Origin of the sequence: Marinobacter sp. M-5 (genome assembly GCF_032911545.1) — a bacterium.
Taxonomy (GTDB): Bacteria; Pseudomonadota; Gammaproteobacteria; order Pseudomonadales; family Oleiphilaceae; genus Marinobacter; species Marinobacter goseongensis.
Window position 1 is genome coordinate 140,191 of the sequence record NZ_JAWJEK010000003.1, and the last position, 23,717, is coordinate 163,907.

Consider the following 23,717-nt stretch of genomic DNA (forward strand, 5'->3'; position numbering starts at 1 on the left):
CCCTCGCCGCTCGGTGCGGCAGCGCACCGACACCGCAGTTACCACTGTGTGACTCTGACCAACACGCATGTCAGAAATGATTCGTGAGGAGTCACCGGTGGATCTCAAAAACGAACCCCGTCCTGGGCGTTTCTCCGGCACAGGAGGGCCGCGGAGATGGAAATACGGTTAGCAGAATTTATCCGGGCACACATTGAACCGATCCTTCAGGACTGGGAGGCGTTCGCCAGAACCATCCTCCATGCCAGACGGATGGACAAATCCGGGCTGCGGGACCACGCCAGGCTGATGCTCCTGGAGGTTGCTGACGATCTCGATTCACATCAGAGTGAGCGTGAACAGGCCGCCAAATCAAAAGGTCAAGGCCCTGTTAAAGAAACGGAGACCTGGGCCGAGGTGCATGGTGGAGACCGGCACACCAGCGGTTTCAGTGTGATGGAGACCGTTTCAGAGTTTCGCGCCCTGCGCGCGAGCGTAGTGGCACACTGGACCAGAGCATATCCGACCGTTGCAGGCCAACAGCTTGAGGACCTCACCCGCTTTCATGAAGCCATAGATCAGGCCGTTGCCGAATCACTGGAGCATTACACCACCGCAAAAGAGATGGAAACCCGGTTGTTCGGTGCCGTGCTGGTGGCATCACCTGATCCGATCTGTGTGCTGAATGCAGAGGGCACATTCATTTATGCCAACGACGCCACCACTGATCTTTTGGCCCTGGAGCCCGGGGCCATCATCGGAAAATCTGTCTTCGACCTCGGCTTTTCATTCGCCGCACAGTTCCAGCGCCGGCTACAGAAAGTGACTTCTGGCAAGTCCACCTATCGCGGCAAACTGGTCCACACGTTTGCGTCTGGCCAGGGTGAACGATTCGAGTACCTGCTGGCGCCCGTGCTGGACGATGATGGCAACACGGAGGCCACCGTATGCATGTTCCGCGACATTACCGAACAGGCCCTGGCGGAAGAGAAAATCTGGCACAACGCCCATCATGACCTGCTGACCGGCCTGCCCAACCGACGGCTGTTTCTGGACCGGCTGGAACAGGAGGTCAAACACGCGAAGCGCAGCGGCCTGCCGCTCGCGGTGCTTTTTATGGATCTTGATGGCTTCAAGGACGTCAACGACTCGCTCGGCCATGAAGCGGGTGACCGCGTGCTCTGTGACGTGGCGGGACGGCTGTCCGGCTGTGTGCGAGAGGACGACACCGTCGCCCGGCTGGGGGGCGATGAATTCACCATGATTCTCACGGGTGCCCGACATCAGAGCGATGTCTCCCACGTTGCCCGCCTGATTTTCGATGCGCTCGCCCTGCCCTTCCGCACGGGACCGCGCCCGGTTCATATCTCCCTCAGCATTGGGGTGTCGTTCTATCCCGGAGACGCTGACACTCCGGTGGCCCTGCTGGAAGCCGCGGATCAGGCCATGTACAGGGCCAAACAGTCCGGGCCCAACCAGACGTGTTTTTACCAGGCAGCGGCGAGGGCGGTCGTTTAGGGCGACTACGCACAACCCCCGACCTCCTGCCCTGAAATTTGTGTAGCGCACAGGGCATTCTCGTGATACATATCGCGCGAATACGGTGGGTTCTCTCTGTTCTTCACCGCCGTTTCCAGGACAAGCCTCAAAGGAGCCGCACTGCGGCCACCCTCAGCAGACCTGCACAACACCGCGTGCGTCCTGCACGCTTTGTATCCATCCCTTTTCAGTGAGGGACAACACCGATGTTGAAGTTGTGTAAGCCTAAGGCGCTCGCCGCCGCTATTGCTGTGTCACTGGGTGCGTCTTCTGCCGTCGCGGCGGAAGAAGTGCGTGTGTACAACTGGTCCGATTACATTGCCGAAGACACGCTGGAGAAATTCACCGCGGAAACCGGCATCAAGGTAATCTACGACGTTTACGACAGTAACGAGATACTGGAAGCGGCTCTGCTCTCCGGGCGCTCCGGTTATGACCTGGTGGTGCCCTCGAACCACTATGTGGCCAAGCAGATTTCGGCTCAGGCGTTCGAGAAACTGGACCCCACCAAACTGCCCAACATGGCTAACCTGAACCCGGACCTGATGGACGACCTGGAAAAAGTCGACCCGGGCAGCCAGTTTTCCCTGCCTTACCTGTGGGGCACCAACGGCTACGGCTACAACGAAGGCCGGATTCAGGAGGTTCTGGGTGACGACGCGCCGACCGATTCCTGGGCCCTGGTCTTCGATCCGGAAGTGACCGGCAAGCTGGCCGCCGGCGGCTGCGGCATCGCCATGCTGGATTCCGGCGAAGAAATGGTGCGCGCGGCCATGGCCTACATTGGCCTGGACCCGAACAGCGTCAACGCCGACGACATCAAGAAAGGCGGTGAGGTGATCAAGGCCATTCGCCCGAACATTACCTACTTCCACTCGTCCCGCTACATTGGTGATCTGGCCAACGGCGACCTGTGCGTGGCCGCCGGTTATTCCGGCGACATCCTGCAGGCCGCTGCCCGCGCTGAAGAAGCGGAAAATGGCAACGTAATCCGCTACACCATTCCGAAGGAAGGTGCGGTGCTGTGGTTTGACATGATGACCATTCCGGCCGGTGCGCCGAACGTGGAAAACGCCCACAAGCTGATGAACTTCCTGATGCGCCCGGACATCATCGCGGACGTGACCAACTATGTCTGGTACGCCAACCCCAACAAGCCCGCCAACGAGTTTGTGGATCCGGAGATCCTCAGCGACACCAGCATCTACCCCACCGATGAGGTGATGAAGAAGCTGTACATCATGGAAGGTCGGCCCCAGGGCGTTCAGCGCCTGATGACCCGCACCTGGACCAACGTCAAGTCGGGTCGTTAAGGGGTGGATAACGGCCACAACACCTCCGCGCAAGCGGAGGTGTTACTCAGCATTCAGGGCATTTCCAAGAGCTTTGACGGCACGCTGGCCGTGGACAATGTGAGCCTGGACATCCACAAGGGCGAGATTTTCGCCCTGCTGGGTGGTTCCGGCTCCGGTAAATCCACGTTGCTGCGCATGCTGGCAGGCTTTGAGGCGCCCAACGCCGGGCATGTGGTACTGGACGGCCAGGACATTACCGCCCTGCCCCCGTACCTGCGACCCACCAACATGATGTTCCAGTCCTACGCACTGTTCCCCCACATGACGGTGGAGCAGAACATTGCCATGGGGCTGAAGCAGGACAAACTCCCCAAAAGCGAGATTCGCGACCGGGTCGAAGCCATGCTGAAACTGGTCAAGATGGAGTCCTTTGCCCGGCGCAAGCCCCAGCAGTTGTCCGGTGGCCAGCAGCAGCGCGTGGCACTGGCCCGATCCCTGGCCAAGCGCCCGAAATTGCTGTTGCTGGACGAGCCCATGGGCGCGCTGGACAAAAAACTGCGCACCGAGATGCAGTTGGAGCTGGTGGAGATTCTGGAGCAGGTGGGCGCCACCTGCCTGATGGTCACCCACGATCAGGAAGAGGCCATGACCATGGCCAGTCGCATCGCCATCATGGCCCAGGGCCGTATTGCCCAGGTGGGATCGCCAATCGATATCTACGAAAGCCCGAACAGCCGCATGACGGCGGAGTTCATTGGCTCAGTCAATATCTTCGAGGCGCACATCCGGGAAGACGAAGCGGACAGCATCACGCTGACCAGTAACGCACTGGATGCACCGGTGTTCATCGACCGGGGTGTGACCACGCCCGCCGAAACCACCAGCACGCTGGTGGCCCTGCGACCGGAGAAGATCTACCTCACCTCCGACAAGCCCGAGGGCGACACCAACTGGAGCCAGGGCACGGTGGATAACATCGCCTACCTGGGCGATATCACCTCCTACTACGTCAAACTGGCCAGCGGTCAACGGGTGCAGGCCACCATGGCCAACGTGGAGCGCCGCGGTGAACGGCCGACCTGGGGCGACACAGTGTTTGTGTCCTGGGAAGCCTCCAGCCCTATCCTGCTGTGGAACTGACGCCGTGATCAACAAGCTGATGTCCACTCCATTCATGGAGCGGGTGCGTGCCCTGCTGTTCCACCGGCGCGTGGTGTTCGGTATACCGTTCCTGTGGCTGTTGCTGTTCTTCCTGCTGCCGTTTGCGCTGGTATTAAAGATCAGCTTCTCCTCGGCGGTGATGGCCATTCCGCCCTACCAGCCGGTGTTCTCTTTCGTCGACAACACTGTGTCGGTGGTGGTGAACTTCAGCAATTATCTCTTCCTGCTGTCCGACAGCCTGTACATCGCAGCATACTGGGGCTCGGTCAAGATCGCGTTTATCGCCACCCTGGTGTGTTTGCTGATTGGCTACCCGATGGCGTATGCCATGGCCCGGGCCTCGGCCCGCATGCAGCTGGTGCTGCTGTTGATGGTGATGCTGCCGTCGTGGACCTCGTTCCTGATCCGCGTGTACGCGTGGATGGGCATCCTCGGCAACCAGGGGCTGCTGAATAATCTGCTGTTGTGGCTGGGGGTGATCAGCGAGCCGCTCAAAATGCTCAACACCAACTTTGCGGTGGTGCTGGGCATTGCCTACGCCTACCTGCCCTTCATGGTGTTGCCCATCTACACCAACCTGGTCAAGCTGGACGTGCGCCTTCTGGAAGCGGCCTCCGATCTGGGCTGTCGCAGCCTGACCACGTTCTGGGCGATCACCCTGCCGCTGTCCAAGGCAGGCATCATCGCCGGTTCCATGCTGGTGTTCATCCCGGCGGTGGGCGAGTTCGTGATCCCGGAACTGCTGGGCGGGCCCGATACGCTGATGATCGGCAAGGTGCTGTGGGAAGAATTCTTCAATAACCGTGACTGGCCGGTGGCCTCATCGCTCGCCATTGTCATGCTGGCGCTGTTGTTGGTACCGATCATCCTGTTCCACCGTTTCCAGGCCCGGGAGATGGAAAAACATGGTTAAGTCACGGACCTTCAGTTTTTCCAAAGTGATGCTGGTGCTGGGGCTGTTGTTCCTGTATCTGCCGATGCTGGTGTTGATCGTTTATTCGTTCAACGCCTCGCGGCTGGTGTCGGTGTGGGCCGGGTTTTCCACCCACTGGTACGGCGAACTGTTCCGCGACCAGCAGATTCTCTCGGCGGTGTGGATGAGCCTGCAGATTGCGTTTTATTCCGCGAGCATGGCGGTTTGCCTGGGCACCCTGTGTGCGTTCGTGATGGCCCGCTTCCAGCGTATGCCCGGGCGCACTTTGCTCTCCAGCATGATCACCGCGCCGCTGGTGATGCCGGAGGTGATTACCGGGCTGTCGCTGCTGTTGTTGTTCGTGCAGATGGCACAAACCATTGGCTGGCCGGCAGACCGGGGCATGGCCACCATCTGGATTGCTCACACCACCTTCTGCAGCGCCTATGTGGCGGTGGTGGTCAGTGCTCGTCTGCGCGAGGTGGACCGCTCGATTGAGGAAGCGGCCATGGATCTGGGCTGCACACCCCTGAAAACGTTCTTTGTGATCACCCTGCCGGTCATTGCGCCGGCGCTGGTATCCGGCTGGCTGCTGGCGTTCACCCTGTCACTGGATGACCTGGTGATTGCCAGCTTCGTGTCTGGCCCCGGCGCCACCACGCTGCCGATGGTGGTGTTCTCGTCGGTACGCATGGGGGTGTCACCCAAAATCAACGCACTGGCGGCACTGATCATTCTGGCGGTATCGCTGATCGCGTTTATTGCGTGGTATCTGATGCGCCGCAGGGAAAAACGACAAATGTCAGGGAGCTGAGCATTGAAACTGGCAGCCAGTCGGCTGCCAGTCTCTACGTGGCAAATCGCATCACCCGAGATTCTTTTTCACAAATTTCTGCACCTCACCCACGATGCCAGACCGGAAAGCAATCACGGTGATCACGAAAATCGCGCCCAGAATCGGATCTACCCAGTCTCCCAGCGGCCCCTGAGACAGCTGATACTCAAGATTCACCACAAAGGTTGCACCGACCACCGGCCCCAGCAGGGTGCCGGTTCCGCCGAGGAGGGTCATCAGGATGACCTCGCCGGACATATGCCAGTGGGCGTCGTTCAGGGAAGCCAGTTGGAAGACCACGGTTTTCATGGAGCCGGCCAGGCCCGCAAGGCCTGCGGAGATCACGAACGCGATGATCTTGTAGCGGTCAACGTTGTACCCCAGCGACACGGCGCGGGGCTCGTTCTGCTTGATGGCGTTAAGCACCTGGCCATAGGGCGAATTCACGATGCGCCGGACCAGCAGGTAACCGCCAAGGAACACGGCCAGCACAAAGTAGTACATGGCAACGTTGTTCTCCAGATCGATGAGGCCGAACAGGTGGCCACGGGGTACCCCGTGCAACCCATCCTCACCGCCGGTGAACGGCGCCTGAACAAACACGAAGTACAGCAACTGCGCCAACGCCAGGGTGATCATCGCAAAGTAGATGCCCTGCCTGCGAATCGCCACGATGGCAAACAGGAACCCCAGCACGGTGGCTGCCGCTGTACCGGCGATGATGCCCATTTCCGTGGTAAGCCCTGAATAGCTCGACAGCAGGTAACCGGTGGTATAGCCACCGGCAGCCAGGAAGGCTGCATGGCCGAAGGACAACAGGCCGGTGAACCCGAGCAGCAGGTTAAAGGCGACCGCAAACAGGGCAAAACACAGGATCTTCATCAGGAAGGTGGCGTAAATCACCGCAGGGGCGAATATCAGCAACGCCAGCACCACCAGATTAAGGATCATTTTTTTGCGTTGGTTGGCCTTGAGCTGACCCAGCATGGTTTTCTGAAGTTCAGTCTGGTTCTTGGAATTGCTCATGATTACGCCTCCGTCCCGAACAGGCCCGAAGGGCGAATCAGCAGTACAATCACCATGACCAGAAAGATCACTGCAGAGGAGAATTCCGGGTACACCACTTTGGTCAGACCCTCGATGACACCCATCAGCAGCCCGCTGATGATGGCACCGGCAATCGAGCCCATGCCGCCAATCACCACCACGGCGAACACCACGATGAGAATGTTGGAACCCATCACAGGGTTAACCGAGTAGATAGGCGCAGCCAGTACGCCGGCAAAGGCGGCCAGCATGACACCGAAACCGTAGGTGAGACTGATCAGCAACGGAACGTTGATACCGAAGCCCTGCATCAGCTGTGAATCCTCGGTACCTGCCCGCAGATACGCACCCAGTTTGGTTTTCTCGATGACAAACCAGGTACCGAAACAGACCACAAGGGCAACACAGATGACCCAGGCCCGGTAATAGGGAAGGTACATGAAATCCAGCCGGAACCCGCCTCTGAACACTTCCGGCATGGCGTAGCGCATGCCGGACACGCCGTAGATGTTGGTGAGGATGCCCTGGATCATCAGAGCCACACCAAAGGTCAGCAACAGGCTGTATATGTGATCCTGACCGCCGATTCGCCGCAGCAAGAAATACTCGATGGCCATACCGAAGCAACCAACGATCAGGGGAGCGACGAACAGCGCCACCCAATAATTAACGCCCATGACATCGAACATGATGACAGTGACCATGGCGCCCAGCATGTACATGGCGCCATGGGCAAAATTGATAATCTTGAGCAGGCCGAAGATCACCGCCAGCCCAAGGCTCAAAAGCGCGTAGAACGAGCCGTTGATGATCCCGAGCAGTAACTGGCCAGACAGCACGGCCGTGGGGATTCCAAGAATCTCGGTCATGTTACAAACTCCAAAAGCAGCGCAGCCACGAGCAGCGGTTTGCGTTTCTGCAGGTCAGGGGTCGCCTCGCCGGGACTGCGAGGCGACCCTTCAGTCAGTGCCTCAGTTACCGGACACGAGTTTGCACTTGCTCTCGGACAAGGGGCGGAACGCCTCATCGGCCGGAATAGTGCGAAGAATCTTGTACAGGTCCCACTCGTTTTCTGATTCTTCCGGAGTTTTTACCTCGGCAAGGTACATATCATGCACCATTCGACCGTCCTCACGGATCCTGCCATTGCTTGCAAACATGTCATTGATTGGCGTGTCCACCATGCGTTTGCGGACAACATCGGCGCTATCGGAGCCGGTTTCCTGAACGGCAGTCAGATACTGGATAGCGCTGGAGTAGATCCCGGCATGAACCATGGTAGGGCGAACGCCAGCCCTCTCCATGTAACGATCGGACCAGGCGCGGGCTTCCTCATTCATATCCCAATACCATCCTGTGGTGAGCTGGATACCCTGAGCAGTCCGCGCGCCAAGCGCATGTACATCGGTCAGGAACAACAGCAAGGCCGCAATGGTCTGGCCGCTTTGCGTAACGCCGAACTCGCCGGCAGTGGTAATTGCATTCGTGGTGTCGGCACCGGCATTCGCAAGCGCAACCACATCAGCCCCAGAGGATTGAGCTTGCAGGATATAGGACGAGAAATCCGATGTCGGGAACGGATGACGGCTGGTGCCGATAACCTCCCCACCGTTCTCTTCGACCACCCGGGTAACATCGCCCTCCAATGCGTGGCCGAAGGCGTAGTCAGCCGTCAGGATATACCAGCTTTTTCCGCCCTCCTGCACAACCGCCTTGGCGGTTCCATTGGCCAGCGGGTAGGTGTCATACACATAATGTATGTGGTTTGGCGTGCAATGTTCGTTACTGATACTGGATGCCGCAGAACCCGAAACCAGGCCGAGCGCGTTACTGCCATCCAGAAGTTTGGTGACCGCAATTGTGACCGATGAGGCAACCAGTCCCGCCACCATGTCGACCTTGTCATCCTCCAGCCAGCGTCGAACCGTGCTGGACGACGAGTCCGGGTTGTTGCGATCGTCGGCGCTGAGCACCTCAATGTTCGCGCCGTTAACTTTACCTCCGAAATCCTCAATAGCCATCTCGAGTGCGATCTGGCCGGTAGGACCGGCGATGTCCCGGTATGTCCCGGACATGTCCGCCAGATAACCGATCTTGACGGTGTTATCGGATATTTCAGCCTGGGCACCGCCCACAAGCAAGGCCGATGCGATGGCAGATGTCAGAAGCTTTTTTGTCATTGTCATTGTTGTGTCTCCGCTACTGTCGTTCTGTTGATGTTCAGGATTCGTTCTTGTTGCTTTTTTACATCTGTTGCACTCGTTTCTTTCTGAGCCCGGGGTTAAACCCCCAGGTACTTGTCCAGCGTCGATTGCTTGCTCTCAAGCTGTTCGGCGCTGATCTCCTCCACAATCTGGCCGTGCTCCATCACGTAGTGACGGTCTGCCAGGGGTGCGGCGAAATGAAAATTCTGTTCCACCAGGACAATGGTCAGGCCCTTGCTTTTAAGCTTGACCAGTACCTCGCCAAGCTTCTCCACGATGACCGGTGCCAGGCCCTCGGTAATCTCATCCAGCAGCAACATGTTGGCGCCGGTTCTCAGGATCCGCGCCATGGCCAACATCTGCTGCTCGCCGCCTGAGAGCTTGGAGCCCTGACTGGTGCGGCGCTCGTAGAGGTTCGGGAACATAGAAAAAATCTCCTCCAGCCCCATGCCACCGCTTCTCACCACCGGCGGCAGCGTGAGGTTTTCCATCACATTCAGGCCGGAAAAAATGCCCCGGTGTTCGGGGCAATACCCCACGCCCAGCCTCGCAATGTGGTGAGGCGCGCAGGACATGGTCTCCTCCCCGTTGATCATGATCGACCCGGTGCGGCGACCCACCATGTTCATGATGGCTTTCAGCGTTGTGCTACGGCCGGCTCCGTTGCGGCCCAGCAGAGTAACCAACTCTCCTCGTTTAACTTCCATGTCGATGCCATGGAGTATGTGAGATTCGCCGTAGAATGCATGCAACCCCGAGATGCGAAGCTGCTCATAGTCCCTGCGGGAAGCCTGGCTCATTCCGCTGTCTCCTGTTTTGTGGTCGCGGTGCCACCCATGTAGACCTCACGCACTCGTGGATCGTCGGAGACTTGCTGGTAATCGCCTTCGGTCAGGACAGCCCCCTGCGCCAGCACGGTGATCCGGTCGCACAGCTTGCTGACCACGCTCAGGTTGTGTTCCACCATCAGTACCGTGCGACCTTCCGCCGCCTTGCGTACCAGCTCCACCACCTGATCCACGTCTTCGCTGCCCATGCCCTGGGTGGGCTCATCCAGCAGCATCAGTTCCGGCTCCATCGCCAGCGTGGTGGCAAGCTCCAGAGCCCGCTTGCGCCCGTAAGCCAATTCCACGGTGATTGTGTCGGCAAAATCGGCAAGGCCGACGCTGTCCAGCAGCTCCATACAGCGTTCATTGAGCTTGTTGAGGCTGGCACCGGATTTCCAGAACTGAAAGCTGTTGCCCTCGAAGCTCTGCAGGGCCACGCGAATATTCTCAAGCGCCGTCATGTGGGGAAAAACGGCGGAAATCTGAAAGGAGCGAACAATGCCCCTGCGTGCGATGGCGGCAGATTTGAGTGAGGTGATGTCTTTACCGTTGAACAGGATCTTGCCACGGGTCGGAGGGAGGAATTTGGTCAGCAGGTTGAAAACGGTGGTCTTGCCCGCGCCGTTAGGCCCGATCAAGGCATGAATGTGGCCACGCTGAATTTTGAGATTCACGTCGTTTACGGCGACGAAACCCTTGAACTCTTTGACTAGGCCGCGGGTTTCGAGAACGAACTGGTCACTCATCGTGTCTTGCATCAGACTAGCGCTCCGGCGGAATGGAATAAGTCATGGTGGAGTGGGCCACGGGCTCCTCAATGCCCTCGGAATAAACAAACACCTCACCCACGCCCATAGTGCGCCCCACTTTCAACATGGTGGCCCGGGCCCAGATCGGGCTGTGGGCTGCCGGCTTGCGCAGAAAGTTGATGTTGAGGTTGGTGGTCACCGCCAAGGGCACCAGACCAATTCTGCTCAACAGCGCCGCGTAGAGCGTCAGGTCCGCGAGCCCCATCATGGCCGGGCCGGCAACGGTGCCACCAGGGCGCAAGTGGCCGTCGTCCACATCCAGTTTCATTTCCGCCCAGCCGTCTCCAAGCTTTTGCAGAGTGCCGTAGGCGGCTCCCTGGGGAAACTGCTGATCCAGAAAGGCCTTCAACTCCTCGAATGTGATCCTCATGCGTCGGTTTCATCCCTGGCAAGGTTGCGCAAAACGAAGCGCTGAATCTTGCCGCTGGGCGTCTTGGGCAACTCGTCGACAAACTCGATTTCCCGGGGGTAGGCGTGGGTGGACAATCTGCGCCGCACCAGTTCCTGAAGCTCGTCTTTCAGCGCCTGATCATCGGCCGGCTCCTGCCCCGCTTTGATGACAACGTACGCCTTGATGATCGACCCGCGCTTCTCATCGGGTTTGGCAACCACACCGGACTCGGCCACCGCGGCATGCTCCAGCAGCGTGCTTTCCACATCCGCGGGGCCGACCCGATAACCGGCGGTGGTAATGATGTCGTCATCCCGCCCGCTGAAGGAGAAGCTGCCGTCACCGTGGCAGATCACCATATCCCCGGTGAGGTAATAGCCTTTTACAAACGGGTCTTTTTCACCCCAGGTGTAGCCATCGAAGTGGAACAGCGGGGAGGCGTTCACATCGACCGCCAGTTGACCGATCTCGCCCTCACCCACTTCCTCGTTTTTCTCGTTCAGCGCCACCACCTTGTGGCCCGGCGACGAGTACCCCATGGAGCCCTGGCGCACCGGGTGCTCCAGACCATGGAAGTTGCAACAGGTCATGCCGGTCTCGGTCTGGCCGTAATGATCTTTGACCGGGCAGAAATGCCGGTTCCTGATCCAGTTGACCACTTCCGGATTCAGCGGCTCACCGGCGCTGCTGGCCACCCGCAGGCCGAGGTTTTCCCCTTCGGGCAACACCTGATCATTGGCTTTCAACAGCCGATAGGCGGTGGGCGCCGCGGCAAGGTTGGTGATCTTGTATTTGCGGATCATGTCGTACGTAGACTCGGGCGTGAACGCGCCCGGGTTGAAATGGGTGGCATGCCCCATCATCAGCGGGCCGACAACAGCGTAGTAGAGACCGTAGGCCCAGCCCGGGTCCGCCACGTTCCAGTATGTGTCGTTATCCCGCAGGTCGATGGCGAATCTCATATAGACGTAGAACGCCATCAGCGCCCGGGCAGGCACGGCAACACCCTTGGCCTTGCCCACCGTGCCGGAGGTGAACATCTGCAGGAACGGATCGGTGCCTTTGATCATCACCGGTTCGAACTCCGCTGGCTGTTCCGCCAGGGTTGCGGCGAAATCCGGAATGTCCGGGGCCGCTTCGGCTGCGCTGGTACAGATAACCGGAGGGCAGTTCTGCACGTCCGTCAGCTTCGGGTAATTTACCGGATCGGTCACCACCAGTTTGGTGCCGGCACGCTCCAGACGGTATTCAATGGCACCGGAACCGAATGCCGTGAACAGTGGCTGATACACAGCGCCGGCACGCAGTGCGCCGGCAATGACCACCAGCAGCTCCGGACTGCGGGGCAGCAGGCCCGCAACCCGATCACCTTTTCCGATGCCGCGGGACTTGAGGTAGTTGGCAAAGCGGGCAGATCGGGCTTTCAGCTCGGCAAAGGTGAGAACACCGTCGCCACCGCCGTCTTTCTCGTAGTAGAGCGCAACCCGCTGGGGATCATCCGCCCATTTGTCGCAGATTTCGTGGCACACGTTGAGCCCGGATTCCAGGCTTCCGTCCAGGATTTCCGCTTCCAGAGCGGCAGCGTCGGAGTTGCTGTAAACCGTTGCGTATTCCGGGAGGCTCATGACCAGCTCCTGTTGTTGTTATCATTGAATGCTGGCAGTAGGTTTAGCATAGGGTTATGTTTACGTAAAGGTAAACTTTAGGCTATACCGGCAGCCCAATAATCCCTCCCGATACGGGTCCCGAAAAGCTCAGATCCGCGCCATAACTAGGCGTCGCCGCCGGAGAGAATGTGTGTAAGGGAACCGCATTCGACCATCGGATCATCGCAATTAACGACGATGTCCGAGTGCGCGATGACATACCCCTTTCCCGTGATGTTATTGTTCACCACCTGATGATTACCCGCCTGCCCAACGGAGGTCAGCTCACCGATAAAACCGGTTTCTCGAAGGGAGACGGTTTCCAGTTTGTCCCCCGGTTGTATGCGCCCTTCATGGTTCATCAGAGCGAGTCGGGCCGACGTTCCCGTGCCGGTGGTGCTGCGGCAAATCACTCCGGGGTGTACATAGGTCGCCGAGCGGGAGCGATAATAGCCGTCTGCCACCCGCTCCACGGGCCCCATGAAATGCAGGAAGGGCAAGGGTCCGACATCGCCGAGGGTGTAGTGGGAAAACCCCCGGTCTGCCTGAATTGCCTCCACAATGGCGTGAGCGGTTTCCGCCAGCTTGCGCTCTTCATTCCGGGTCAGACTGAACCCGAGACCGGCGGCGTCAACCAGCGCGTAAAACCCGCCACTGTAGGCCACGCTGTAGGTCACCGGCCCCAGCGAGGGCACGTCGATAGACGCCTGGTAGGTATCAATATAGCTGGGCAGGCCTTCACAGGTGATGGCCTCCACCACGCCATTGTGTACTGTCGCTTCAATCTGGACGAGGCCCGCCGGGGATTCCAGCATGAAACGTTGCCGGCCTTCCCGCTTGGGTACGATGCCCGCTTCCAGCACCGCGGTTGCTGTACAGATGGTGTTAGAACCGGAGTAGATGGGATACCCCATCACCTCCATGATGATGTAACCGGCGGCCGCGCGTGGGTCCGAGGCTGGCACCAGCAGGTCCACGGACATTTCCGGGATACCGTAGGGCTCCTCCAGTAACAAGCGCCGCAAGCCGTCCGCATGGTCACGCAGGTACTCCATGCGGGCACGCACGGTATCGCCGGGCAGCTCCGCAATACCGCCGGTGACAATGCGGCTGACGTCTCCGCCTGCGTGGGTGTCCATTAACTGCAGGGTCAGTTCCGGTTTCATCATGGCCTCTCCACTGCGAATAATTTGCCGTGCTCTTGCCACTGACTGTCGGGAACAATCACGATCTTGCCAAGAAAATTGCTCGCCCGGTTCATAAAGTACTCCTCCGCACGGTGCAGATCGGACAACGCGAACGCGCCGTGCAGCACGGGCTTCAGTTGCCCTTCACGAATCCACGCCACCAGTTGCTCGGCTTCTTCACGGGTGCCATGGGACACCCCGAAAATCTGTACCTGGTAAAGGTAGATGCGGGTCCACAGGATTTCACTGATGTTGCCGCCACTGGCGCCGGCGATGCTTAACCGGGGGTAGGAGCTGCGGGCGTTCATGTCGAAGATCATGGCGTCGATGAAGATATCGGTCATCTCACCACCGACCAGGTCCATCACCGCATCAAAAGGCTTACCACCAGTTTCGGCCTTGACCCGGTCCACGAACGTGGCCATATCCGCACGGTCGAGCACGGCCTCTGCACCCAGCGTCAGCAACGCATCGGACTTGTCCTGCTGGCTCAGCGCATAGGGAATCGCTCCCAGAATGCGGCATAACTGGATCAGCGCGGTGCCCACGCCACCGCTGGCGCCGGTGACCAGCACCCGCTCACCCGCGGTGATACCCGCTGAGGTCAACATATGCATGGCGGTCTGGTAGGAACACATGCCCATGGCGGCCACTTCAGCGTCCGACAGCTCAGAGTTGGGTATGTGATGAAACTGCTCTGCGGGTAACGCGGCGTACTCGGCGTAGCCGCCGTCGGCGCCATGGCCGTAGTAGTCCGGCGTCAGGTTGATGTCGCGGCGTTCGTTGGCGTAGATGTTGAAGTCCAGCAGCCCCCGCTCGCCGAGGCGGCTCTCACTCACCCCCTCACCCACCGCCACCACACGGCCCGCGATATCGGCTCCCTGAATGCGGGGAAAACGCAGCGTGGGCTCTCCGCCCATCTGGAAAGACTGCATTTCGCCTTTTTTGGTGGGGTACAACCCTTCCCGGGCTTTGCGATCGGTGTTGTTCTTGGCGGTTGCGGTCACCTGAACCAACACCTCGCCAGGGCCGGGTGATGGCGTGGCCACGTCCCGGTACTGCAGCCGGTCGATACCACCATAACCGGTGAGCACCATGGCTTTCATGGTCGTCGGGATCATGGGCGGTGATCCTCCGTAATCGCTGAGTGAGAGGTATCACGTCAGCATAGGAAAGAATACCGCCACTGTCAGGGAATGCCGTTGGGGCCGGGCCACGCCTCAGCGGGCGATGACCCGATACACCGGCTGCAATCGGGGAATCTGTTTCAGAACCACCTGAATCACCGTCATCAGAGGCACCGCCAACAGCACGCCAACCGGGCCCCACAGCCAGCCCCAGAAAAAGATGGACACAAAAATCACCACCGGATTGATGGCCATGCGGAAGCCGTGAATCCAGGGCTCAATGAAGAAACCGACGAGCGTAGTCAGCGCCAGATAACCGAGGGGCGCGATGGCCATCATCCACAGCGCATCCAGACTGATGGCAGACACCACCGCCAGCAAGGCAATGGTGAGAATCACCCCGAGATAGGGAATAAAGCGCGCCAGGGCAGCCACGATACCCCATACCGCCGGGTCCGGAAGCCCCACCGCCCAGCTCATCAGACCGGTGGTGACACCGACCACCAGATTGCTCAAGCCCAGTACCCCAAGGTATTGCGCGATCTGGCTCTGGGAATCGCGGGTGATGCGCAGCGCAGTTTTTCGCTGGGAGCGGGGTAACTGCTTGACCAGGTTGCGGATCAGCCGGTCGCCCCCCACCAGCAGGAAATAGGTCAGGGCAAGGGCAAGCGCCAACCCGGCCACACCATTGCGGGCCTTGCTCATCAGCTGGCTTCGCCAGGATTCGGTTTGCATTACAACGGTGGTGGGTTTTTCCGCCTCTTCTTCGTCCGACAGATCCTCAACAGACTTTTCCACTTCCTTGGCGGATTCCGTCACCCGGTCGATCTGTTGCTTGAAACTGCTCTCCCCCACCAGCAACCGTGAGATTCCCTGGGGCGCTTTCTCCGCCCATTCAATGGCCGGCATGGCAACGGCAACGCCCACCCCCACGATACCGGCCAACACCATCAGCACCAGAAAAAGCGAGCTGACCATGCGCGGCACGCGCCATTTGAGGTAAGCCTTTTTGACCAGCGGTGCCAGCAGCAGACTGGTCAACACAGCAAGGATGATTGGCAGAACGATCTGATGAGCCAGGTAGAGAGTGTAAAGCACACCCAGCACGAACAACCCATGGATAGGCGTCGACAAGTCGGAAGAGAACAGGGGGCGTTGGGTCTCTGCTGCCGGATTGTGCTGGCTGGAGTGGTCGTCCATGATAGGCCCTGGTTACGTGTCAGAAAGCCGACCCGGACAATCCCGGGCCTGCAAATAAAGCGACCAGTCTACCCTGCCCAATGCGGGGCTGCACTACCACGCGAATTACGGGGGCTTAACGCCCGGTGTTCTGTCCGACGCGCTGGTACCCGCCCTGCACCAGTTGCCCGGATTGAACCAGCGTTTCTGCTTTACCGTTTCTGAGTGCCGGCACCACAAACATACCCGCGCCAACCGGGAAAAAGACGGCCCCGATGCCACCGACAATGAGTGCAATACCCCACAGCGAGAAAAAGCCATCGATACGGGCCGACTCCAGCTCACCGGGCGTGAACAGCACGCGAACGCTCTAGCCACGAGCATAACTGGCGGGATTACTGCCGCTGGAGGACTGAAACTCCACTGATCTTCCCTGCTCATCCTCAAATCGGACCACCGGATAATAGGTACCGGAGTCGCTGGATCGGGAATAGATCAGATCTGTGACAACGCCAGGCTTGGCGGTTGCCGTTTCGAGAAACGTCGAGGTGCTTTGAAAGGAGAAAAAGGCGCCAGCGAGCATGCCGAGGCCAATCAGCGTAAAGATCACCCGCAGGGTGTTGAACGTTTTCATATCAGTTCCTTTGATGGTTGTTTCCGTACCCGAGAACGGCCTGTTTTCGGGAAGTGGGGAATATACGTGGACTTGCCTACCGAAGCGCAGTGGGAATATGCCGCACGGTAGGGTGGCAGACCGTTGCGTCACGCAACCAATAACGGAGAGCTCGAGCCAGGGCGCAACATAAGTAGCGCCAATGGCCCTGCCTGGTCACTGGACGGAGATTCCCGGGAACTTCCTGACCCTCCCGGCCGTTACCAGCCTAGCCCCATCGGATTGTACGATATGTCTGGTAATGTTGCTGGATGGGTAAATGACTACTATCACGCGGACTACTACCAGAATTCAGAGAGAACCAATCCTGTGGGCCCAGCGGCCGGCAAAGCTGTTACCGTTGGCCCTGGCCTCAAAGGACCTGAGAGAGTCATGCGTGGCGGGGACTATCACGGCCAAATCATCAACAGCTCGACTGTTTCCCGACGAGTCGTGCCTGAATCGAGTGTACCTTTGAGTGGGGGGTCTCGTTGTGCGAGTATCTAATCGTGCATCACACAACAATCTTTGCTAAGTCTATTGGGCACATACACCGAAGTCGTTTATTCAGTTCCACACATAGACGCATGAGTTTTGGCACCGGCCAGGTTGCGCTTCATCAGAAAACGCACAGCATTACCAGTGATCCAGAACGAGCGCCATTGAATAGCCCCATTCCTGCGTTAGAAGGGCAAACGCCATCCGCGCGCGCGCACGCTTAAAAAAGCCGCATGCTCAAGTGTTACTCAATTGGTTCTGAGCTATTGACAACACAACGGAAGCCCTGTCTAGGCGAGTCTAACGATACGCCCGATCTTCCAAAAACCGTATCTTGCCCTCCAACTGTGTCTCCATGACCTGCCCAATCTCTTACGGTTCTCTCTCCCTTGCTTCCCGCCGGTCGTTCCGATGCGTGCGGGTTATCTCGCTCAGCAAATTGATAGAAGTCTTCGTAATACCAATCGCGGGTCCACTCCGGAACATTTCCCGTCATATCGTGAATACCCAGGGGGTTTGGGGGATAGCTTCCTACTGGCCTTCGTTCTAGCTCTACACTTGAATACACTAAACTGTTGCCCGACACAGGCGTTGATAGATCGACATACTGACTCGGCCGCCGCAAGTAAGGATCGTTCTCTAAACTACCAGTCTCAGTTGCATAAGGAACGGCATCGCCCCTGCTCCGGGCGGCATACTCCCATTGAGCCTCCGTTGGTAACGCGAACTCAAGGCCAGTCCGCTCTGCCAACCATGCGCAATAGCCCTCAGCCTCACTGAAATTCGGGCTCCGCGCTGGCTTGTGTCGGTAATTAGGTGACAAAGGGTCTGCATTGGCCGTGACCGGCAAAATCGCAGCTCTCGTAAATCCATTCTCGCTTGTGTACTGGCCAGCTCTGCCCTTGGCCCGAAGGTAAGTCATAAGTTCACCCCATGTCGTCTCATACTTGGAGATTGAATACCCATCGAGCTTGACCTTTATTGCAGGCTTATTGTTGTCCAGCAAAGAGTTAAATGGCTCACCGTCGTCGTTCCCTACGTCTCCAAAGTAGAATTCGCCACCTTCGACGTAGACGAGATTCTGTTGTGCCCGAGTGATCAAAGACTCAATCTCATCTGGGGAAGAAACATTCTCTTCAACTTGGTCTGAGCAACCGTAAACCGTAGAGAAAGCACAAACAGAAAACAAAAATGAATACCCATTAAACTTCATCAAAGACACCACTCCTTAAATCATGCAATACCGCAATTACGGCATGCAGCATGCGGATCTTGGCGCACCGGACCAACCAAATTCGCGGCTTTGCCCATCAAAATTTTTCTGAACAGATTGTAGTGCTGAGCGTTTTTTCCAATGAATGTGAACAAAGAAACGACGTTGGTATCGAAGCTATCTGGTCGAGACTCTCCGTCGGGGTTCATCCGCTTGATACTTTCCTCAAAATCTCTCCAACTCTGAAAAGATTCAAGAATTAAACCAATCGCACGGACTTTGGCTCTAGTTCCGTCCATCAGTTTCGGTGTGAGTCCGAAGTCATGAATCAACAATTCGAGGATCTGGCCCTTCACTTCTGGGGGGGAATGAAGAATGACGCTGGACTCACCTGCCGTGATATCCGTGATCAAGTTATTTGCGACAGTGGCTCCAAGCTGCTCCCTTCTCCTGGAGGTCTGAAAGGAGCCCAAAAACTCTCCATAAAATCCGTCAATCAGCTCAACGCCAGATTCCAGCATCCGAGTTGCGGCAATGGTGAACGAGACCCCCGTCCCCAGGGCATACAAAGCCAAACGACGATACCAAGTGAAAGACCTGGTTTCAGAATCGAACAGATCCAGATAACGATAATCGACATCACCAAGAGCCTTGTAAACAAAGTGAATCATTTCAAGTATGTTAGCGGGATCCACTTCCAGCGTAAAACTTCCAGACGCACCGACACCAACGACGAGGCCGGCATGAAAATTGAAGTAAAACTTTCCGGTCACCTCACTGAATCTCAGCTGAAGCTGAACCTCTCCCCCAATTCCAACTGCCCCCTCAACCTTCTTTCCTATTTCACAAAGCGTTTTCCAGTCTGACTGAGCTGAAAGAACGTCTGCCCATAGCAGTGCGCCAGCAATCTCACAGCCAGCACGGATGCCAGCAAATACACCCCCGTCAATCGATGCTCCTTGCCCACGTTCTCTGGCTGCAATGCCTTTCAGATTTGGAATGCCATCGCTGGAATCTACTTTCACATTTGCGGCGATCAGCGCAGATGCACCCGCAAACCCTGTCAACGATGCCCGCAGTCTTGCTTGAAAGTGCCCCAAAGAAATTTCTTTCCGTTCACCATCCCAGCCACCAACTCGGTAGAAAACTTTGACCTCAGACCGATTATTAACCGGGTAAGACTGTTCAACACCCACTTTGCCCTGAGCCAGAGAGTACTGCCCCTCCAGCTTAGCCTGTAGATGAACTTTACCTTTCCTCGGATCAAACTCGCCGGAAGCACTCGCGCCTGCCGCAAAGCGCATGAACTGAGCTTCCGCTGAGGCGTCAAATCCGGTTTCGTCTATCGCTTGCTGTCGAGCCTGTGCATCGCCCCAGATAGACCAGGATGCTTCATCGTAGAATTTGTTCAATGTCGTCATGAGCGCACCATTCTGATCTGGCTCCCACAACGTTGTATTGAATTTAACGTTCAATTCACTTCGAATTGCATCCCGGAGCTTTGCAGGATCCAAGCCGTTTTCGGTCAACCAACCCTGACTACGAGCTCGATCCCTCGCTGCGATGGAGTACCGACGCGGATGGTTCTTCAGCTTATCCGAGCGAACAAAAGTGACGTGTTTGTTTCCGGCCAGCCGTTTGATCTCAGTGATCGGAGGTATTGTCTGCATATCTCCAGTCAGCACCGACCGGGCTTCCAACTCCTCCGCCAGCCGCCCTTTCTCTTTCTGGACGTCAGACATAAGCTGGCCCTCACCCTCGGTAGGGCTAACTTCCGAATCCCGAGCGCCGTCATCGAGCTCCTCCAACCTTTCGTAAAATTCCCTGATTGGGGTGCACACGAACTCCTCTTCTTCGATCCACTCGGCGAGTTCTTCCTCTGTCAGCAAGATCAGTTCATCCGATCCGGTGACGTGAACCACATCCGCGATTTCCTCGCTACAGGCGGGCTCCTGAGTGACTTGGCCCACCTCGCAACTGGAGAAGTTCGCATCGTTCGCGGCAGGCAACTTCAGCGACTGCCCCGGGAATATTCTGTCCGGATTCTCAATGTCTGGATTCAACCTTAACAGGCTACTCAGTGTGGTTTGGTGACGCTGGGCGATTGCACCAAGGGTATCCCCCGATCGAACGACGTACTCAGAACTCATGAGGCAACTCCGTATGCCAAACGTTTATCCATTTCACTTAACCGCGCACTCGCCAACGTATTGGACTTCGACAGAATCTCCTCAATCTCTGCGCTATTGAGCCGCTCTCCATGGACCAGAGAGAGCTCCGCGTAGCGGCTAACATCCTTTTCAGTCCGAAAACCATGAGCATTGGCCTCGCGTATCAGACCGTCGAGGAGTGCCCGATCATCGACTCCAAGGTACTTGCCCAATCTACCCGTAAATTCATCTTTCGCGCCGATTGATAACGCCTCAATGTGCTGTTCAGCCAGCACGAACCAACCTTCGTCGGATGATTCTCGGTATTCGCCGGGACCATCTGTCGCAAATCGATGTAAGCATCCATCAAGATCGAAAGCCAGCCACTCCCCCACTGGACCACTAAAACGGGTGAGTTCCAGGTCACTAAACGCGCCCATCAGGCGTTGCAGCTGCTTGGGTGAGTAGAACCTCAAATAAGAAAACGCCCCGTCAGGCAGTTGAACACTCAATAAACTCCGCAAATGGCCAGCCACCACATCGAGCTCTGCCCCGGAGATCAGAGCGACAGCATGCCCTTGCCACTGTGCCTGCTCTTGCCATATTCGGGATGAGAGCGATGGTTTCACAAGGCAAGGACTTACCTCGATAGCGCCGTGGTGGGGCGTGCCCAGGTACAAATACTCCACTTCCGGCTGATCATCGTGCTCGTAAACAAACCTCGGTGCATCAAGAGCCGCGCCATCAAGCAGTAAGTAAGCATCTTGAATGGTGGTGTGATCGAGATCCGTCATGCAGGGCTTTCCTCGCAGGCACATTCTGCCATAGCGCAGGAACCATCAGACTGACGGCCGCATTGCTTCACCAACGCAACATCTTTCTTGGCTGCAGCCCTTAACGATGGCACAGAGCTAGCGACCGGTCCTGCGGTAGCCCTGGTATCGACCTCTGCCAGTTCCACATGGTCAGAGTTATTGCATCCCTCAACAAAGCTCGTTGGTAAAACCGTTGCCTCTGCTGCCGCGCCGGTTCCACTCCCTGGCCCACCCCCCGAATTCATCCTCACCAACGGCCCGGACACTGTCACCCCACTCGGATCCACCTTCACAAAACTGCCACCGGCCTTCAGCGTCACTTCGGCACCTGCTTCGATGACGATCTTCATGCCGGCTTTATGGTGAATTTCGCTGCCGGCTTCGATGAGCTGGTTTTTGCCCTGCTTGCTGTGGTGGCTGCCATTGGCCGTAAGGCTGTAATCGCCGCCAATGTGGTCGCGGCGTTCGCCGTCGACGGTGGAATGGTCGCTTCCTTTAATCTGAGCAAAGCGGTTGTTGTCGACGGTCAGATGGCTGTCGTTCTTGATGACTTCCCGGCGGTTGTTTTCGGTCAGCAGGTCCAGGTCTTTCTGGACGTGAACGTAGATCTGTTCTTTGTCGGCTTCGTCTTCAAACCGCAGTTCGTTGCTGCCCTCGCCCTTGTGGGTCTGGGTTTTTAATGTGGTGCGGGTTTTGTGTTCCGGCAGCGCGTACGGCGGTGTGTTGGTGGCGTGGTAGGTGCGGCCGGTGATGATGGGCTGATCCGGGTCGCCGTCCAGGAAGCTGACTATGACTTCGTGGCCGATTCTGGGCAGCGCCATAAAGCCGTATTGGCCGCCGGCCCAGCCCTGGCTAACACGCAGCCAGGCGCTTGAGTGTTCATCGTTCTTTGCGTAGCGATCCCACGGGAACCTTACCTTGACCCGGCCGTGTTCATCACAGTGGACCTCTTCGCCTTCGGGACCGGTGACAATAGCCATTTGCGGGCCATCCATCAGCGGGCGATGTTCGATCTGCGGTCGCCAGTTGCAGTCCGCGGGCACGGCCTTGAAACGGTTGCTGTAGCTGGTGGGGTCGGAACCGCCCTCTTCTTCCAGCGCTTGAGGCTGTTTGCCGGTGTGGACAATGCCGGTCAGCAGCCATTCCCGGTTCAGGGGCTCACTGTCGTGGTCGGTCAGGGTGACTTTGGCACCGGGGGTGAAATCGGCACGGTTGCTTTCACCGCTGGCGGTGCTGGCGTCGTTGCGCAGGGCATCCAGTCTCGCTTCGGTGAAGGGCTGGCCGCTGGCGTCGGCCTTGAAGCGGCCGGGGTATTGATAGCTCTGGTAATCCTCGCGGTGATTGAGGTCTGCACCGGCATTTTCGTGCATCAGCGCATAGGCGGGGTTCTTGAAGGTGTAGTCCTTCATGGCCACGGAGCTGGCGCGGACCCGTTCCTGACAGGCGAAGCGGAATATGCAGGGAGTCTTGGCACTGCCGCCGGCTGTGCCGTTGTATTCCACAGCGTCCAGTTTCGGGGCGTCGCCGTGGTGGTCGGCGATGATCAGGGCGGGTTGTTCACTGCCATCCACGGAACCGTGCTGGTAGCGGTAGTGCCAGCCTTCCTCGGCGGCCAGGCGCTCGACAAAGGCCAGGTCGCTTTCCCGGTGCTGCACGCAGTATTCCCGCTCTTCGGGCGTGCGCTTCAGATCAAACACGGTGTCGACGATGCCGCGCTCTTCCAGCAAGGTGCGCACAATGGTATCGGTGGTCTGAGTCTGGAAAATGCGGCTGTTGTGCATCAGTCCCAGGCGCCACAAGGGGGGCTGGAACACGACTTCGTAGCGGGTGCGGCGGTGGCCGCTGTCGCCGCGGGCGAATTCGTTGGCTACGCCGGTGAAGCGCCGAAACGGGACGCCGTCCTGCCACACCACCAGTTCTACGGTCTGCTCCAGCACGTCGGCGGCGGCGACCGAGGGGTCAGTGCTGGCCAGCTCAAGGTTGCCAGTGAATAATTCGGAGAGATGCTCCGTCACTCTGAAACCAACGACGGCGAAAACATCCGGGGGGAAATTGCCAATAACGGCGGTATACTGCAGTCCGCTTGCCTGAGGCATATCTTCAATCCTTGAAGGTATGTAGAGATCCTGAATCAGCCCGTCCTAGATAGCCCTGCTCCGGAGCCGGCCAGACTGATTTTACGTGCGGGAAAATTACCAGCACTGACACTGAAAATCTAGTCGCCAGTGCTGGAATTGAGGAGGGCATCCT

General features: G+C 57.8%; 22 protein-coding genes. 6 read left to right on the forward strand and 16 right to left on the reverse strand.

Annotated elements, in window-relative coordinates:
* Positions 1–156 precede the first annotated feature (156 nt).
* The 5 genes from R0125_RS13710 (at position 157) to R0125_RS13730 (ending at position 5,701) form a co-directional block, all read left to right on the forward strand.
* The gene (locus R0125_RS13710) at positions 157–1,497 is read left to right on the forward strand and encodes a diguanylate cyclase domain-containing protein (protein WP_317238557.1); all 1,341 of its coding nucleotides are present in this window, start codon (positions 157–159) and stop codon (positions 1,495–1,497) included.
* 227 nt (positions 1,498–1,724) lie between these two features.
* On the forward strand, positions 1,725–2,831 hold the full coding sequence (locus R0125_RS13715; RefSeq protein ID WP_317238558.1) for a polyamine ABC transporter substrate-binding protein: 1,107 nt from the start codon (positions 1,725–1,727) through the stop codon (positions 2,829–2,831).
* A 3-nt stretch (positions 2,832–2,834) separates the two neighbouring features.
* The gene (gene potA, locus R0125_RS13720) at positions 2,835–3,953 is read left to right on the forward strand and encodes a polyamine ABC transporter ATP-binding protein (protein ID WP_317238559.1); all 1,119 of its coding nucleotides are present in this window, start codon (positions 2,835–2,837) and stop codon (positions 3,951–3,953) included.
* 34 nt (positions 3,954–3,987) lie between these two features.
* A complete protein-coding gene (locus R0125_RS13725) occupies positions 3,988–4,887 on the forward strand; it encodes an ABC transporter permease subunit (RefSeq protein ID WP_248182746.1) in 900 nt (299 codons plus the stop codon).
* Positions 4,880–5,701, forward strand: coding sequence for an ABC transporter permease subunit (locus tag R0125_RS13730; RefSeq protein ID WP_248182650.1), 822 nt, complete (start codon positions 4,880–4,882; stop codon positions 5,699–5,701). Before R0125_RS13725 ends, R0125_RS13730 begins: the two co-directional genes overlap by 8 nt.
* Before the next feature lie 51 nt (positions 5,702–5,752).
* Here R0125_RS13730 and R0125_RS13735 read toward each other — a convergent pair whose 3' ends face one another.
* From R0125_RS13735 to R0125_RS13790, 12 genes are all read right to left on the reverse strand, one after another.
* Entirely contained in the window at positions 5,753–6,748 is a 996-nt protein-coding gene (locus R0125_RS13735; protein WP_248182649.1) for a branched-chain amino acid ABC transporter permease, read from the reverse strand.
* Positions 6,749–6,750: 2 nt separating this feature from the next.
* Positions 6,751–7,638, reverse strand: coding sequence for a branched-chain amino acid ABC transporter permease (locus R0125_RS13740; protein ID WP_317238560.1), 888 nt, complete (start codon positions 7,636–7,638; stop codon positions 6,751–6,753).
* A gap of 102 nt (positions 7,639–7,740) precedes the next feature.
* Positions 7,741–8,955 carry an ABC transporter substrate-binding protein gene (locus R0125_RS13745; RefSeq protein ID WP_248182646.1) on the reverse strand — a complete coding sequence of 405 codons (1,215 nt, stop codon included), beginning with the start codon at positions 8,953–8,955 and terminating at the stop codon, positions 7,741–7,743.
* Between the two features lie 95 nt (positions 8,956–9,050).
* Positions 9,051–9,773 (reverse strand): ABC transporter ATP-binding protein, encoded by a 723-nt coding sequence (locus tag R0125_RS13750; protein WP_248182644.1) that lies wholly within the window; start codon positions 9,771–9,773, stop codon positions 9,051–9,053.
* Positions 9,770–10,546, reverse strand: a complete 777-nt coding sequence (locus R0125_RS13755) for an ABC transporter ATP-binding protein (protein ID WP_317238722.1) — start codon at positions 10,544–10,546, stop codon at positions 9,770–9,772. The genes R0125_RS13750 and R0125_RS13755 overlap by 4 nt, the downstream gene beginning before the upstream one ends.
* Before the next feature lie 16 nt (positions 10,547–10,562).
* A complete protein-coding gene (locus R0125_RS13760; protein WP_248182643.1) occupies positions 10,563–10,979 on the reverse strand; it encodes a PaaI family thioesterase in 417 nt (138 codons plus the stop codon).
* Positions 10,976–12,625 (reverse strand): AMP-binding protein, encoded by a 1,650-nt coding sequence (locus R0125_RS13765; protein ID WP_317238561.1) that lies wholly within the window; start codon positions 12,623–12,625, stop codon positions 10,976–10,978. The genes R0125_RS13760 and R0125_RS13765 overlap by 4 nt, the downstream gene beginning before the upstream one ends.
* Positions 12,626–12,771: 146 nt before the next feature.
* Positions 12,772–13,812, reverse strand: a complete 1,041-nt coding sequence (locus R0125_RS13770) for a proline racemase family protein (protein ID WP_317238723.1) — start codon at positions 13,810–13,812, stop codon at positions 12,772–12,774.
* Complete coding sequence (locus R0125_RS13775) at positions 13,812–14,954, reverse strand: alcohol dehydrogenase catalytic domain-containing protein (protein WP_317238562.1); 1,143 nt, start codon at positions 14,952–14,954, stop codon at positions 13,812–13,814. The genes R0125_RS13770 and R0125_RS13775 overlap by 1 nt, the downstream gene beginning before the upstream one ends.
* A 99-nt stretch (positions 14,955–15,053) precedes the next feature.
* A complete protein-coding gene (locus tag R0125_RS13780) occupies positions 15,054–16,160 on the reverse strand; it encodes an AI-2E family transporter (protein WP_248182640.1) in 1,107 nt (368 codons plus the stop codon).
* Positions 16,161–16,275: 115 nt separating this feature from the next.
* Positions 16,276–16,500, reverse strand: a complete 225-nt coding sequence (locus R0125_RS13785) for a hypothetical protein (RefSeq protein WP_317238563.1) — start codon at positions 16,498–16,500, stop codon at positions 16,276–16,278.
* A gap of 9 nt (positions 16,501–16,509) precedes the next feature.
* The gene (locus R0125_RS13790) at positions 16,510–16,773 is read right to left on the reverse strand and encodes a DUF3592 domain-containing protein (RefSeq protein WP_317238564.1); all 264 of its coding nucleotides are present in this window, start codon (positions 16,771–16,773) and stop codon (positions 16,510–16,512) included.
* A 123-nt stretch (positions 16,774–16,896) separates the two neighbouring features.
* Here R0125_RS13790 and R0125_RS16635 point away from each other — a divergent pair, with 123 nt between their 5' ends.
* The gene (locus tag R0125_RS16635; RefSeq protein ID WP_410797673.1) at positions 16,897–17,298 is read left to right on the forward strand and encodes a formylglycine-generating enzyme family protein; all 402 of its coding nucleotides are present in this window, start codon (positions 16,897–16,899) and stop codon (positions 17,296–17,298) included.
* 235 nt (positions 17,299–17,533) lie between these two features.
* Here the strand turns inward: R0125_RS16635 and R0125_RS13795 are convergent, their stop codons facing one another.
* From R0125_RS13795 to R0125_RS13810, 4 genes are read right to left on the reverse strand one after another with little or no spacing between them, the layout of a single operon-like run.
* Entirely contained in the window at positions 17,534–18,502 is a 969-nt protein-coding gene (locus R0125_RS13795; RefSeq protein ID WP_317238724.1) for a formylglycine-generating enzyme family protein, read from the reverse strand.
* Positions 18,503–18,522: 20 nt separating this feature from the next.
* The gene (locus tag R0125_RS13800; protein WP_317238565.1) at positions 18,523–20,652 is read right to left on the reverse strand and encodes a LysM domain-containing protein; all 2,130 of its coding nucleotides are present in this window, start codon (positions 20,650–20,652) and stop codon (positions 18,523–18,525) included.
* The gene (locus R0125_RS13805; RefSeq protein ID WP_317238566.1) at positions 20,649–21,446 is read right to left on the reverse strand and encodes a DUF4123 domain-containing protein; all 798 of its coding nucleotides are present in this window, start codon (positions 21,444–21,446) and stop codon (positions 20,649–20,651) included. The genes R0125_RS13800 and R0125_RS13805 overlap by 4 nt, the downstream gene beginning before the upstream one ends.
* Positions 21,443–23,563 (reverse strand): type VI secretion system Vgr family protein, encoded by a 2,121-nt coding sequence (locus R0125_RS13810; protein WP_317238567.1) that lies wholly within the window; start codon positions 23,561–23,563, stop codon positions 21,443–21,445. The genes R0125_RS13805 and R0125_RS13810 overlap by 4 nt, the downstream gene beginning before the upstream one ends.
* Positions 23,564–23,717: the final 154 nt, after the last annotated feature.